General features: G+C 72.8%; 12 protein-coding genes. 6 read left to right on the top strand and 6 right to left on the bottom strand.

Annotated features, from left to right (window positions below; translation table 11 throughout):
• Positions 1-896: MerR family transcriptional regulator (locus ACFW1I_RS13665; RefSeq protein WP_384669458.1), on the bottom strand; the 896-nt coding region annotated here is incomplete at its 3' end.
• 40 nt (positions 897-936) lie between these two features.
• Positions 937-1683, bottom strand: a complete 747-nt coding sequence (locus ACFW1I_RS13660) for a carbonic anhydrase (protein WP_384669457.1) — start codon at positions 1681-1683, stop codon at positions 937-939.
• Positions 1684-1982: 299 nt separating this feature from the next.
• Between ACFW1I_RS13660 and ACFW1I_RS13655 the strand changes: the two genes are divergently transcribed.
• From ACFW1I_RS13655 to ACFW1I_RS13635, 5 genes are all read left to right on the top strand, one after another.
• Positions 1983-3653: a carbohydrate binding domain-containing protein gene (locus ACFW1I_RS13655; RefSeq protein ID WP_384669454.1), complete on the top strand. Its 1671-nt coding sequence runs from the start codon at positions 1983-1985 to the stop codon at positions 3651-3653.
• Positions 3654-3818: 165 nt separating this feature from the next.
• Positions 3819-4439 (top strand): hypothetical protein, encoded by a 621-nt coding sequence (locus ACFW1I_RS13650; protein ID WP_384669453.1) that lies wholly within the window; start codon positions 3819-3821, stop codon positions 4437-4439.
• 139 nt (positions 4440-4578) lie between these two features.
• Entirely contained in the window at positions 4579-5229 is a 651-nt protein-coding gene (locus ACFW1I_RS13645) for a glyoxalase (protein WP_384669452.1), read from the top strand.
• Positions 5226-5660 carry a YdeI/OmpD-associated family protein gene (locus ACFW1I_RS13640; RefSeq protein ID WP_384669451.1) on the top strand — a complete coding sequence of 145 codons (435 nt, stop codon included), beginning with the start codon at positions 5226-5228 and terminating at the stop codon, positions 5658-5660. Before ACFW1I_RS13645 ends, ACFW1I_RS13640 begins: the two co-directional genes overlap by 4 nt.
• 209 nt (positions 5661-5869) lie before the next feature.
• Positions 5870-6865: a hypothetical protein gene (locus ACFW1I_RS13635; RefSeq protein ID WP_384669449.1), complete on the top strand. Its 996-nt coding sequence runs from the start codon at positions 5870-5872 to the stop codon at positions 6863-6865.
• Here the strand turns inward: ACFW1I_RS13635 and ACFW1I_RS13630 are convergent.
• Entirely contained in the window at positions 6839-8374 is a 1536-nt protein-coding gene (locus tag ACFW1I_RS13630) for a serine hydrolase domain-containing protein (RefSeq protein WP_384669448.1), read from the bottom strand. The two genes, ACFW1I_RS13635 and ACFW1I_RS13630, sit on opposite strands and share 27 nt — an antisense overlap.
• Positions 8375-8453: 79 nt before the next feature.
• On the opposite strand from ACFW1I_RS13630, the gene ACFW1I_RS13625 reads away from it, so the two are divergent.
• The gene (locus tag ACFW1I_RS13625) at positions 8454-9095 is read left to right on the top strand and encodes a TetR/AcrR family transcriptional regulator (protein WP_384669447.1); all 642 of its coding nucleotides are present in this window, start codon (positions 8454-8456) and stop codon (positions 9093-9095) included.
• Positions 9096-9516: 421 nt separating this feature from the next.
• Here the strand turns inward: ACFW1I_RS13625 and ACFW1I_RS13620 are convergent, their stop codons facing one another.
• From ACFW1I_RS13620 to ACFW1I_RS13610, 3 genes are all read right to left on the bottom strand, one after another.
• Positions 9517-10434: a LysR family transcriptional regulator gene (locus ACFW1I_RS13620; RefSeq protein WP_384669445.1), complete on the bottom strand. Its 918-nt coding sequence runs from the start codon at positions 10432-10434 to the stop codon at positions 9517-9519.
• Positions 10435-10503: 69 nt separating this feature from the next.
• Positions 10504-11340 carry a formate dehydrogenase accessory sulfurtransferase FdhD gene (gene fdhD / locus ACFW1I_RS13615; RefSeq protein WP_384669443.1) on the bottom strand — a complete coding sequence of 279 codons (837 nt, stop codon included), beginning with the start codon at positions 11338-11340 and terminating at the stop codon, positions 10504-10506.
• Positions 11341-11527: 187 nt separating this feature from the next.
• Entirely contained in the window at positions 11528-13822 is a 2295-nt protein-coding gene (locus ACFW1I_RS13610) for an FdhF/YdeP family oxidoreductase (RefSeq protein WP_384669442.1), read from the bottom strand.
• Positions 13823-13913 lie beyond the last annotated feature (91 nt).

Here is a 13913-nt window from a genome sequence, read left to right as displayed (position 1 = left end):
CGCTTGTCGGTCGCGCCGGGTTCGCCCGCCCGCGCCCCGGCCGGGGCGCCGTCCCGCGCCCCGGCCCCGGCGCGGGCGGGGGGGCGGAACGGTACGGCCACGTCGGCCACGTGATCGCCCGGCTCGGCCGTCGCCCAGTTCGGGTAGTACACCTCCCGGTCGGAGCCGTCGCGGGCGTGCCCGTGCTCGGCGAGCCAGGCGCCGACGGCGTCGTGGGCGGCGGCCATCGCCGGATGGCCCTCGGGCCGCATCGTCAGGGCGGTGTACGCCTCGCGGTGCGCGGGTTCGACGCGTACCCCGACCCGATCCGCCGGTTCGACCTCGTTCCGTGTCGGGGCGCAGACCTCGACCGGCCCGTCGGAGTCCTCGCCCACCAGGCCGTGGTGGACGGCGAAGAGCGGCCCGGACAGGCACGCTCCCGTCCGCCGCAGGTGGGCGAGGAGCAGTTCGCCCGCCTCCGCGAGGAAGCCGGGCAGCTCGGTGGCAATCACGTGGCGCCGGGTGAACAGCACCTTCTGCTCGGGTACGTCACGCTCGGCGACGGCGTACCGGCGCGTGCCGCCGCCGGCCAGGACGTCGCGCGCGTAGGCCAGCGCGCTCCGGCGCGCCGCGTGGGCCGCCTCCTGCTCGCGCCCGTACGCGGTCAGCAGCCGTACGGCATCCCCGCCGCCGGCGTCGAGCACCGCCGCGATCCGGGCCAGCGGCAGGCCGGCGGCCCGCAGCAGCGCGATGCGGCGGGCCCGCTCGACCTGAGCAAGGCCGTAGCGGCGGACCCCGGTCCGCGGATCGATCCGGGCGGGCGGCAGCAGCCCCCGGTCCCCGTAGAGCCGCAGGGCCTTGGGGCTGAGCCTGGTCCTGGCCGCGAGCTCCCCGATGGTGATCAAGTCCTTGTGCACGCGGCCACTGTGCCCCCTGCCCCTGGGGCAGGGACAAGCCTCAGCGGACCGCGTGCACCAACTGGCTGGTCAGCTCGTACCGGGCGCCGACGATGCCGAGCCGTCCCGTCGCGATCCTGGCGGCCAGGTCGGGCTCCGCGGCGAGCCGCGCCCGCACCAGCCGCACCTGTGCGGTGATGGCGGCGTCGACGCGGGCGGCGCCCTCCAGCGAACGGTCGATGGCCGGCTTGATCTGTTCGGCGACGAACTGGATGTGCGCGGGCAGCGTCTCACCGCTCTCGTCCGCGTGGACGGCCGCGGACACCGCACCGCACCCCTGATGCCCGAGGACCACGATCAGCGGGATGTCGAGCTCCAGCACCCCGTACGCCACGCTGCCGAGCACCGCCTCGTCGAGGACCTCGCCCGCGGAGCGGACGGTGATCAGGTCGCCCAGCCCCTGGTCGAAGACGAGCTCGGGCGGCACCCGGGAGTCGATGCAGCCGAGGATGACCGCGAACGGATGCTGGCCGGACACCAGTTCGTTCCGCACGGCCCGCGTCTCGTGCGGATGCCGTTCCTTGAAGACCCGCCACCGCTGATTCCCCGCACTCAGCTCGCGCAGCGCCTCGTCAGGGGTGGCGGGCCGGGGCCGCCGCCGGGGCGCCGCCGCCGCGCCGGGCGCGTCGAGGGCCCAGGCGCCCGCGGTCACGGCGGCCCCGGTGACGGCGGTGCGCAGCAGTCCGCGGCGCGAGGCGACGGCCCGTCGGCGGCCGTCGGATGTGGGAGGTTCCGAAGAAGTGGTCATCCCAGGAACGTAGATCCGGCCCCCGCGCCCGCCCGCCCGTTTACCGAATGCACGGGGTCTCTTTGATCTCCTTTGAACCAGGCACCGGGCACCAGGCACCGGGCACCGGGCACCAGGCACTGTCGTGATCGGCCAACTCCCCGCCCTCCCGGCCGACTTCTTTCCTGACCGCGGTGACCAGGCGTTTCTCCGAGCAGCGGCGCGAGGGGCGGGACGGGGGTCTTGACGGCGGTATTGGTCCAGTCCAATCTGTGACGCGCTTGCCCCTCCCTGCCACCCCACAGCCCCCCCCTGGAGGAATGGTGCTCGTACGCAACCGTCTGGTGGCGTCGCTCGGCGCGTCACTGCTCGGCGCGGCGGCCCTGGTCGCCCTGCCCGCACAGGCCCAGGCCGCCGAACTGCTCACGAACCCGGGCTTCGAGTCCGGCTCCCTGTCCGGCTGGAGCTGCTCCGGCGGCACCGGCTCGGTCGTGTCGAGCCCCGTCCACGGCGGCACCAAGGCGCTGGCCGGCGCGGCGAGCGCGTCCGACACCGCGCGGTGCGCCCAGACGGTCGCCGTCCAGCCCAACACCACTTACACGCTGTCCGGTTGGGTGCGCGGCGCCTACGTGTACCTCGGCGTCGACGGCGGCGCCTCGACCTGGACCGCGTCCGCCCCCTCGTACCAGCGCCTCTCCCTGAGCTTCACCACCGGCGCGAACCAGACCAGCGCCACCGTCTACACCCACGGCTGGTACGGGCAGGGCACCTACTACGCCGACGACCTCAGCCTCGACGGCCCCGGCGGCGGGGGCGGCGACACCCAGGCGCCGAGCGCGCCCGCCGGCCTCCAGGTGGCCTCCAAGACCGCCTCCTCGGTGACCCTCGCCTGGACCGCCGCCACCGACAACGTGGGCGTCACCGGATACGACGTGTACCAGGGCGCCACCAAGGTCAGCACGGTGACCGGCACGACCGCCACGGTCGGCGGGCTGGCCCCGAGCACCGCGTACACCTTCACCGTCAGGGCCCGCGACGCCGCCGGCAACGTCTCCCCCGCATCCGGCGCGGTCACGGTCAGCACCGAGGCGGGCGGCGGGGGCGGCACAGGCTTCAAGCAGGCCGCGCCCTACCTCTACCTCGGCTGGGGCAACCCGCCGGCCCCGGCCACCGTCATGAACGCCACCGGCATCAAGACCTTCACCATGGCCTTCATCCTCTCCTCCGGCGGCTGCAACCCGGCCTGGGACGGCCAGCGCCCGCTCACCGGCGGGATCGACCAGTCCACGATCAACGCCATCCGGGCGGCCGGCGGCGACATCGTCCCGTCCATCGGCGGCTGGTCCGGCAACAAGCTCGGCCCCAACTGCGCCACCGCCGAGGCCCTGGCGGGCGCCTACCAGAAGGTCATCGACGCCTACGGCCTGAAGTCGATCGACGTCGACATCGAGAACACCGACGAGTTCGAGAACGCCGCCGTCCAGGACCGCGTCCTCGGCGCGCTGAAGATCGTCAAGGCGAACAACCCCGGCCTGCGCACGATCCTCACCTTCGGCACCTCGACCACCGGCCCCACCTCCTGGGGCAACCGGCTCATCGAGCAGTCCAAGGCGCTCGACGCCGGCATCGACGTCTTCACCATCATGCCCTTCGACTTCGGCGGCGGCGCCGACATGTACGGCAACACCGTCAACGCCGCCGAGGGCCTGAAGAACAAGCTGAAGTCGGTGTTCGGCTGGGACGACGCCACCGCCTACGCCCACGTCGGCATCTCCGGCATGAACGGCCTGTCCGACCAGCGGGAGGTCACCACCCCGCAGACCTGGACGAGCATCCGGGACTGGGCCAACACCCACCACATCGCCCGGCTCGCCTTCTGGTCCGTCAACCGCGACCGCGGCTGCGCCGGCGGCGGCGTGACCGAAACCTGCTCCGGCATCGCCCAGGCCGACTGGGAGTTCACGAAGATCACGGCCGGCTTCACCGGCTGACGCCACCTCCCCGCATCCGGCGGGCCGGGTCCCCACCGTGCTGGGGGCCCGGCCCGCCGCCGTGTGCGGGCTCCGAGACGTGAGGGGCCATCACCCTGTGCGGCCAGGGCGGACGGTGACATGATTCCGTCCCTCCATCAGGTGCCGAAACGACGAGGGAGCAGCATGTCCGACGACAGGGCGTTCCTGTGGGGCCCGGCGAACTTCAGCGGACGGCCGGCGGCGCGGCTGGTGGCGGAGGGCGTCTCCCTGGGGCTCTCGACCGCCGTCCTGGTCTCGGGCACGGCGGTGACAGGGGTGCTGACCGGTTCCGACACGGTCGGCTCGGTGGTCGGAGCCGTCGTCGCCCTCGCCGCCGCCGGTCGCCTCTTCACGACCAACGCGGGGCGGGCCCTGGTCGGCGCCGTCGCTCTGCTCGGCGGCGTCCTCGCCTGGTGGATACCGGGGCAGGCCGCCCAGGCCGTGCTCGTGTGGCGTGGCGAGACCCGCGCGGTGGAGGTGACCGAGGTCCACGTCCACCGCTACGAGGGGCGGGACCACGTCACGAACTCCTGCTCGGTACGACTCCTCGACGGCACCCCCGTACCGTCCGAAGCCTGGCGCACGTGCGGCCCGGACGCCCGCCCGGGCCGGCTTCTCACGATGGTCTTCGCCCCGGAGGACACCGTCCCGCCGACCGACCGCGTCCTGCCCTCCACCGTCGCCGAGAGCGTCGCGGGACCGGCCGCGGCGAGTCTGGCTCTCGCGGCGCTGTTCTGCGTCGCCGTGATCAGGTCCCAGCCCTGACGAGGGAACGAAACCGTGTCCGGGACCGGGACCGGGACCGGGACCGGGACCTTCCGGTGTCAGGTGCCGCGAAGGGGCTCTCAGGACCGGTCAGGAATCGAGAAGCCGCCTCCCTCGCGCAGACCCTAGCGTGAGGGTCATGGCAACCACCCTTCCCACCACAGCCCACACGTCCCTCGTCTCCGTCACCCTCGAGGTGGCCGACCCCGAGGCCGCCCGCCGCTTCTACGGCGCCTTCGGCGTGGACACCCACGTACGCCTGCGGGCGTCCGAGGAGCACTCCGCCGGATTCCGCGGCTTCACCCTGGCGCTCACGGTGTCCGGACCGGCCACGGTCGACGCCTTCGTCGGCGCCGCCGTGGGCGCCGGCGCCACGGTGCTGAAGCCCGCCGCGAAGTCGCTGTGGGGCTACAGCGGCGTCGTCCGGGCCCCGGACGGGACGATCTGGAAGATCGCGACCTCGGCGAGGAAGGACACGGGCCCCGCCACCCGCGCGATCGACGACGTCGTCCTGCTGATCGGCGTCGAGGACGTGAAGGCCACCCGGCGGTTCTACGTCGACCGGGGCCTGACCGTGGCCAAGAGCGTCGGCGGCACGTACGCCGAGTTCGCCCCCGGACGCTCCGGCCGCGTCAAGCTGGCGCTGTACAAGCGCCGTGCCCTGGCCAAGGACCTTGGTGTCCCCGCCGACGGCACCGGCTCGCACCTCATCGTCCTCGGCGGTACCGCCGACGCCTTCACCGACCCGGACGGGTTCGTGTGGGAGGCCGAGGGAGGAGAACGCTCATGAAGTTCCGGACCCACGTCGAACCGCCCGAGCCCATGCGGGGCCTGGAGGTTCCGCCCGAGGTGGTGGCGGCGCTCGGCGGAGGCGCACGGCCGCCGGTGACGATCACGGTGAACGGGCATTCCTGGAAGAGCCGGGTCGCGATCATGCGAGGCCGCCACCTGATCGGCCTCGGCAACGCCAACCGGCAGGCCGCCGGCGTCGCGACCGGCGAGGAGGTCGAGGTCGAGCTGGAGCTGGACACCGAGCCGCGGATCGTCGTCGAACCCCCGGACTTCGCCCAAGCCCTGGCCGACGACCCGGCGGCCCGCGCGGCGTACGACCGCCTGACCCAGAGCCGCAGGCGCGAGCACGTGCGCGCCATCGAGAGCGCGAAGCGGCCCGAGACCCGGCGACGGCGGATCGAGAAGGCCATCGCCACCCTGCGGGGCTGACACCCGGTCCGATCCTCGTGCCGGGGCGGGTGGGCCTCGCGGAAGGCGCAGAGCGCAGAGGCGCAGAGGCTGGGCGGCGCGGACGCCCCGCGCCGTCACAGCGTGGCGCGGCTCGCGCGGGGAGGCCCACCCCTCGCGGGTCGCCCGGTCCGCCCGCTGCGATACTCGCGCGTCAACGCGTACGCCGTGGATCACCAGGGGGAGAGAGCGTGCCGGCATGGTTCGTCCGCATAGCGGGCGTGTGCGCCTACGGGGCGGCGGCGGTCCTCGCCGTGTGGACGACCGGGCTTCCCGCGGGCGTCGCCCTTCCGGTCCCCGGGCTCGTCCCGCTGGCCTGGACCGTGGTCGGTCTGGTCTGGCTGCGGGTGCTCGCGCTCCTGCTCTGGTGGGCGGACGACACCTACGGCTGGTTCCCCCGCCGGGGCAACGACGAGGCGGCGACGAGGCCGTCGGCGATCTCCCTGACGAAGGGGCCGGCTCGCGCCCGCCGGGAACGGCCCGGCCTGCTCCGCCGCCTGGCCGCATCCGAGTTCGACAGCGTGCCGTGGGTGTTCCTGCGGCAGTCCCTCGTCTGGCTCCTGGTCGTGTTCGCCGTGACTGCGCTGAGCGTCCTCGGCAGGGCCCACGCCTCCCAGCACGTCCGCTCCCTCGTGCAGGCGGGAGCGGCCCATGCCACGGCCACCGTGGTGAAGGCCGAGAACGTCGGCGAACGACGCGACGACGAGGACGCGATCACCGGCTACTACGCCACCCTGGTCCTGGCCCTGCCGGAGGACGAGCGCGTCCGCGTCGAAGGCGCGTTCACCGACGAGAGGCCGAAGCCCGGGAGCAGGGTGGACGTCCTGTGGGCCCCCACCGCCCCGGAGCTGGGCGGCCTGGTCGCGGAGGGACAGGACATGGAGCGCCACCTGGACCGCGACTGGGGGCTCACCCCGTCCGGTACGGCCTTCGCGCTGCTGCCGCTGCTCCTCGTGCTGACCTGCGTGCTCCCCACGTCGATCGGCGCGGAGGCCGACTGCCTGCACGAACAGGCGTGGTCCCCGCTCACCCAGACCGTCCACGCCGCCGCGGTGACGGGCTTCGTGCTCCTCGCCCTCCCGTACCTCTCCGGCACGTTCACCGACGATGGCGCGTCTCTGTTCATGGCCGGCATCGGCCTCCTCGCCCTCTACATCGTCCTACCCGTCCGCGCGATCATGGCCTGAGCCGCCCCGCACCGGTCGGCCGCTCCGCTCGCCACCCCGGCCCGCGCGCACGGCGGCCCCGAGCCGCAGGGCGATGACGGCCGCCGCGACGGACGCCGCACAGACGGCGGTGAACGCGTCGGGCGTCCAGGTCCACAGCGCCCCGGAACCGACGAGGACGAGGGCCGCCACCAGCACGGCCGGGGGCGCGGCTCCGGCGAGACACCACAGGACGGTGGGGGCGATGCGCCGCGAACCCCCACGGCGCAGCAGGCGGAGCGAGTGGAGCGCTTCCGCGAGGAGGACGAGGGCCGGCGCGGTGAGACCCCAGACGGTCGCGTAGTACGTCGTCGCGGAGGAGGGTTCGGGGGCGGTTCCTCCGGCGAGGATGCGGGCCGCGCCGAAACCGACGTCCATGACGGCGCTGTCGTGGAGGAGTCCGTGGAGGTTCTGCTGGAGGACGAGGGCGAGGTCCCGGTCGGGCAGCAGGAGGATCATGGCGGAGTAGCCGGGGGTGGCGCCCGTGTGCCAGACGGCGGTGTCGAGCGGGGCCTCCAGGCCGCCGACGCGCCAGCCGAGTCCGTATCCGGTGGCGGTGCCGGAGGGCTGGAGCCGGCCCGAACGCCGCATCAGGCGGACGGAGTCGGGAGACAGGACCGTCCCGCCGCCGTCGGCGGTCCTTCCCGACCGCAGCTGGAGGGCGGCGAAGGCGGCGAGGTCGTTCAGGTCGCCGCCGGTGTAGCCGTAGGCGGCGCCGTCGTCGTCCACGCCGTCGACGATCGCGGACGGTACGCCCCACAGGAGTTGGTGGCCGGGCGGAAGGCGTCGCTCGCGAGCGGACGCCCGGTCGGCGATGGCCCCGTCCATGCCGGCCGGGCGCAGGACGCTGTCCCGGAGGTGGGCGGCGAACGACCGGCCGGTGACGGACTCGACCAGGGCGGCCAGGACCAGGTAGTTGGCGCTGGTGTAGGCGTACCTGGTACCGGGCGGGCCCAGCGGGCGCAGGTCGTCCAGCGCGCCGACGCGGCCGAGCGCGTCCGGGCAGTCGGTGTCGACGCAGTCGGCGACCGCGAAGGTGGCCGACTCCGGTAGGCCCGCGGTCTGTTGCAGCAGATGACGGACCGTCACCCGGTCGGCGTGGTCCGGGCCGCCGAAGCGGAAGGCCGGCAGGTGGTCGGCGACCCGGTCGTCGAGCCGGAGGCGTCCCTCCTGCACGAGCGTCATCACGGCGCTCGCGGCGATCGGTTTGGCGACCGAGCCCCACAGGAAGGGGGTGGCGGCCGTGACCGGCTCGCCGTTCCCGTCCGTGCCCCAGGACCGTGCGTGGACCGGGCCGTCGGGGCCGACCACCGCGTAGGCGAGCCCGGGGGTGCGGGTGGCCTGCATGCGCTCGCGGACGTAGGCGTCCATCCCCGCGAACCGCTCCACCGGGACGGGCGGACTCGCCACCGCCGGAGTCTCGGATAAGGGCGACAGGGCCAGCAGGAGGGCGGCGGCCGCGGCGGCGGCGCGTCGAAGCGGGCTGGGCATGGGGACCTCGCTCTTCCATGGGCACGACGGATAACCGTATGGCTATACGGTTATAACCGTACGCTGGTACGGTCATCAAGTGCCGCGAACCGCCGACCACGAACAACGCCGCCGTCAGATCGCCGACGCCGTCGGCCGCCTGATCTCCGAGAACGGGCTCGACGCCGTCACCGTCGCCCGCACGGCCGCCGCCGCGGGCATGTCCGTGGGGCTGGTGCAGCACTACTTCCGCACCAAGGACGAGATGCTGCTCCACGCCTTCCGCGAGGTCTCGGCCCGCATCCGCGCCCGCGTCGACGCCCGCATCAGGGACGGCGTCGCCCACCGGCTGCCGCTCGCACGGGTCATGGCCGCCGTGATGACCGAGTACATCCCCCTCGACGAGCCCCGCCGCGCCGAGTACCGCGTGACCCGCGCGTTCGCCGGCCGCGCCCTCGACGCGCCCGCGCTGGCCGAGGTCGACACCGAGAGCGCCCGGCAGATGCGCGAGGACATCGCCCGCGCCGTCCACAACGGCAAGGAATGCGGCGAGGTCGACGAGCGCCTGGACCCGCGGTCCGCCGCCGTCCGCCTCGCCGCCGTGATGGAGGGGCTCGCACTCCAGGTCTACCGCGAGCCCGAGGGCGCGGCGGGAGAGAGCGTCACCCGGTTCGTGGAGCCCCTGCTCGACGCCGAACTCGCCGTCGTCTTCACCGGCACGTGCCGCCAGTACACGACATGAGCGGCGACCGGCCGGCGTCCGGCCCGACCCTCCTGCGCGACCGGGCCCAGGCCGTCGTACTCGCCTACGAGACGGCCCTCGTGCCGCCGGGCCCCGTGGGCCCGCCCGAATCCCCGAGACGGAACAGGGTCAGCCGGGTCAGGACCACGCCCTCGGGGGCCTGCGTGGTGGCCATCTCCGGCACGAATCCTGCGCCTTGGCCGATGACGGCCGGCGCCAGGACCGTACGGAAGTCGTTGACCTGGTGCCGGATGCGCTCTTCGGCGACGAGGACCGGATGATCCGGTTCGACATGAGCGAGTTCCAGGAGACTCCGGGTCCTCGACGACGGGCGCCTGACGGACGGCCAGGGCCGCACCGTCGACTGAGGCCCGCGAGGAAATGGGCCTTCCTCCGGAAGAGGACGGGCCGGGCGACCAGCTCAGGCCTCGGGCAGCCGCTCCAGGGCGGCGGCCACATCGGTGCGGCCCGCGACCTCCCTGAGAGCGCGGGCCATGACCGAGCCCGGCTCCCGGGCCGTGACCACCAGCCCGACCGGCACCGACCGGTCGGGCTCCGTCATGGGCACCGCCCTCATCCCGTGCGGAACTCCGAACACGTGCAGCCAGGCGTACGGGACGACACTCGCCCACCGGCCCGCCCGGACGTGGGCGAAGAGCGCCGCCACGGAGTCCGTCTCGACTCGGGGTGACGGCCGTAGCCCGGCCTCGGCGAACACCTCGTCGAGCACCCGACGCCCCTGCATCGCCTCCGTCAGCAGGCAGAGCGGCAGCCGCGAGGCATCCGCCCAGGTCGCCGCGGTGCCCGGGGAAAGAGTGTCGGTCGCGTCGGTGAGCAGCACGTACCGCTCCTCGTACAGCGGCACCGCCCGGAAGGCGTCCGGAAGTTCCCGGTGCAGATAGGTGATGCCTGCGTCGATCTCGAAGTTCTGGAGCTGGCGGAGGATGTCCTCCGACTGCAGGTCCGCTCTCACCTCGACACTGACAAGGGGATGCTCCACGCAGAAGGGGCTGGTCAGATGGGCGACGGCGCCGGACGCGGTCGGTACCGCGCCGATCCTCATCCGGCCCGTCAGCCCGCCGCGCAGAGCCGTCACCTCACTCCTGAGAGCATCGCGGTCGGCGAGCAGCCGTTGCGCCCTCAGCACGATGCGCTCGCCCTCGGGGGTCAGCCCCTCGTACGTGCGGCCGCGTCGTACCAGGGGGACGTCGAGCTCGTCCTCCAGCTTCCGGATGGCTTCGGAGAGGGCCGGCTGGGAGACGTGGCAGGACTGGGCGGCGCGGGCGAAGTGACGCTCCCGGGAGAGGGCCACGAGGTACTCGAGTTGACGAAACAGCACTCCACGGGTCTACCCGACCGCAGGTCGGAACGCCACTCCGCGGGACCGTGTCGACCGTGCGGCCCGCGTTCAGGCCACCGTCTGCGGTACGAGCCGTTCGTCGCCGGTGTACACGTTCATCGACGTGCCGCGCAGGAAGCCGACCAGGGTCAGCCCGCTCTCCGCGGCCAGGTCGACGGCGAGCGACGACGGCGCGGAGACCGCGGCCAGCATCGGGACACCGGCCATCACGGCTTTCTGCACGAGTTCGAACGAGGCCCGGCCGCTCACCATCAGCACCGTCCCGCGCAGCGGCAGCAGCCCCTCCCGCAGGGCGTGCCCGACGACCTTGTCCACGGCGTTGTGCCGGCCGACGTCCTCGCGCAGGCAGAGCAGTTCGCCGTCGGCGGTGAACAGTCCGGCGGCGTGCAGTCCGCCGGTGGTGTCGAAGACCCGCTGGGCCGCCCGCAGACGCTCCGGCAGCGTGGTCAGGACGTCCGGTGCGAGGCGTACCGGATCCTCCATGACCGACCACGCGGCCGTCGTGCGCACCGCGTCCAGGCTCGCCTTTCCGCACAGTCCGCACGACGACGTCGTGTAGAAGTTCCGCTCCAACGACGCATCGGGGGCCTCCACACCGGGGGCAAGGCCGACGTCGACCACGTTGTACGTGTTGCCGCCATCGGCCGTCGCACCCGCGCAGTATCGGATCCCGGCGATGTCCTCGGCGGCGTGTACCACACCCTCGGTGACCAGGAACCCGGCCGCGAGGTCGAAGTCGTCGCCCGGGGTGCGCATGGTCACGGTGAGCGGTCGGCCGCCGACCCGGATCTCCATCGGCTCCTCGGCCGCCAGCGTGTCAGGGCGGTACGAGGACACGCCCTCCCGGATGCGCAGCACGCGCCGCCGCGCGGTCACTCGTCCCATGATTCGCTCCTCTTCCCGGAGCCGGGCTCCGAGGGTGTCGTCCGGATGAGCCGGTTCCGGGCCGGGTGACGTCCCGACCGTCGACGGCATGTCCCGCCGCCCGGGCCGAGGGACTCCCACGCCGTCACGGCAGGTCCTGGCGGCTGCACCATGCGGTGACCGCCAGACTGAGCAGTCCCTCCTCCGCTCACGGGGTGGCCCCGGACGGCTCCAGGCGGATCAGGACGCCCTTGGAGGTGGGGCAGTTGCTGATGTCGGCGACGCTGTCCAGCGGCACCAGGACGTTGGTCTCCGGGTAGTACGCGGCCGCCGAGCCGCGGCTCGCCGGGTACGAGACCACGCGGAAGCCCTCGGCGCGACGCTCCCGGCCGTCGGGCCAGACGCTCACCAGGTCTACGAGGTCGCGGTCAGCGAGGCCGAGCTCGGCCAGGTCGGCAGGGTTGACCATGACAACGCGACGAGCATCGTGGATGCCGCGGTAACGGTCGTTCGGGGCGTACCAGACGGTGTTCCACTGGTCGTGCGAGCGGAGCGTCTGGAGCAGCAGGGTGCCCGGCGGGATGTCCGGCATGGTGAAGTCGTTGCACGTGAAGACGGCCTTGCCGCTCGGGGTGGGGAAGACCCCCTGGTTCACCGGGTTGGGCAGCGTGAAGCCGCCGGGCACGTCGACCCGGGCGTTGAAGTCCTCGAAGCCGGGCACCACTCGGGAAATCCGGTCGCGGACCTTCCCGTAGTCGGCCTCGAACTCCTCCCAGGGGATGGACGGTTCGTCGCCGAGGACGGACCGGGCGAGGCGGCTGACGATCGCCACCTCGCTGAGCAGGTGCGGGGAGGCGGGCGGCAGCTTGCCCCGGGAGGCGTGAACGTCGCTCATGGAGTCCTCGACGGTGACGAACTGCTCGACGCCGTCCTGCACGTCCCGGTCGCTGCGGCCGAGGGTGGGCAGGATGAGGGCGGTCCTGCCGCAGACGGTGTGGGAGCGGTTGAGCTTGGTCGAGACGTGCGCGGTGAGCCGGCAGCTCCGCATCGCCTCCTCGGTGACCTCGCTGTCGGGGGTGGCCCGGACGAAGTTGCCGGCGACGCCGAGGAAGACCTTGGCCCGGCCCTCGTGCATCGCGCGGATGCCGTTGACCGCGTCCAGGCCGTGGTGGGCGGGAGGGATGAAGCCGAACTCGCGGCCCAGCGCGTCCAGGAAGGACCGCGGCATCTGCTCCCACACGCCCATCGTGCGGTCGCCCTGCACGTTGCTGTGGCCGCGCACCGGGCACACGCCGGCGCCGGGCCGGCCGATGTTGCCGCGCGCCATCAGGAAGTTGACGATCTCCCGGATGGTGGGCACCCCGTGCTTGTGCTGGGTGACCCCCATCGCCCAGCACACGATGATCCTCTCGCTGGCGAGGACCCGCTCGAACAGCGCCTGGATCTCCCCTCGGTCGAGTCCGGTCGCCGCCAGGATGTCGTCCCAGGAGACCTTCCGGGCGTGTTCGGCGAAGTCGTCGAAGCCCGTGGTGTGCGTCGCTATGAACTCGTGGTCGAGTACGGCGCCGGGCGCGGTGTCCTCGGCTTCCAGAAGAAGCCGGTTCAGCGCCTGGAAGAGGGCGAGGTCGCCGCCTGCACGAATGTGCAGGAACTGGTCGGCGATCGGCGTGCCCCGGCCGATGATTCCGCGCGCCTTCTGTGGGTGCTTGAAGCGCATCAGTCCGGCCTCGGGCAGCGTGTTGACCGCCACGACCTGGCCGCCGTTGCGCTTGGTCTCCTCCAGCGCCGACAGCATCCGGGGATGGTTGGTGCCCGGGTTCTGGCCCACCACGAAGATCAGGTCGGACTGGTGGATGTCGTCCAGGGAGACGCTCCCCTTGCCGATGCCGAGCGTCTCCCCCAGCCCGAAGCCGCTGGACTCGTGGCACATGTTCGAGCAGTCCGGCAGGTTGTTCGTGCCGAACGCGCGGGCGAAGAGCTGGAGGAGGAAGGCCGCCTCGTTGTTCAGCCGGCCGGAGACGTAGAACAGGGCCTCGTCCGGGGAGTCCAGCCGCTTCAGCTCGGCGGCGAGCAGGGCGAACGCCTCGTCCCAGTCGATCGGCTCGTAGTGCGTCGCGCCGGGGCGCTTGACCATGGGTTCGGTGAGCCGGCCCTGCTGGTTGAGCCAGTAGTCGGACTTCCCGTCCAGCTCGGCTATCGAGTGCTCGCGGAAGAAGTCCCTGGTGACGCGGCGCGAGGTGGCCTCGTCGTTGATGTGCTTGGCGCCGTTCTCGCAGTACTCGTTCGCGTGCCGCTTGCCCGGCGCGGGCTCGGGCCAGGCACAGCCCGGGCAGTCGATCCCCTTCGCCTGGTTGATGTTCAGCAGCGTCAGCGCGGTGCGCCGCGGGGATGTCTGGCTCAGCGAGTACTCCAGCGCGTGCGTCACCGCCGGAAGCCCCGTCGCCCAGGTCTTGGGCGGGGTGACCTTCAGGTCGTCGGCCGGGTCCTCGATGCTGCCGCTCATGCCCGTCTGCCTCTTTTCACATTCCTGATAGCAATTCCGCGTGGCAGCTTCACGACAATCTCGCGGCTTGTCAAAGAGGGATCTCCGATCA

The organism is Streptomyces sp. NPDC058955, assembly GCF_042741435.1.
GTDB lineage: Bacteria > Actinomycetota > Actinomycetes > Streptomycetales > Streptomycetaceae > Streptomyces.
This window is presented reverse-complemented; position numbering and strand designations above follow the sequence as displayed.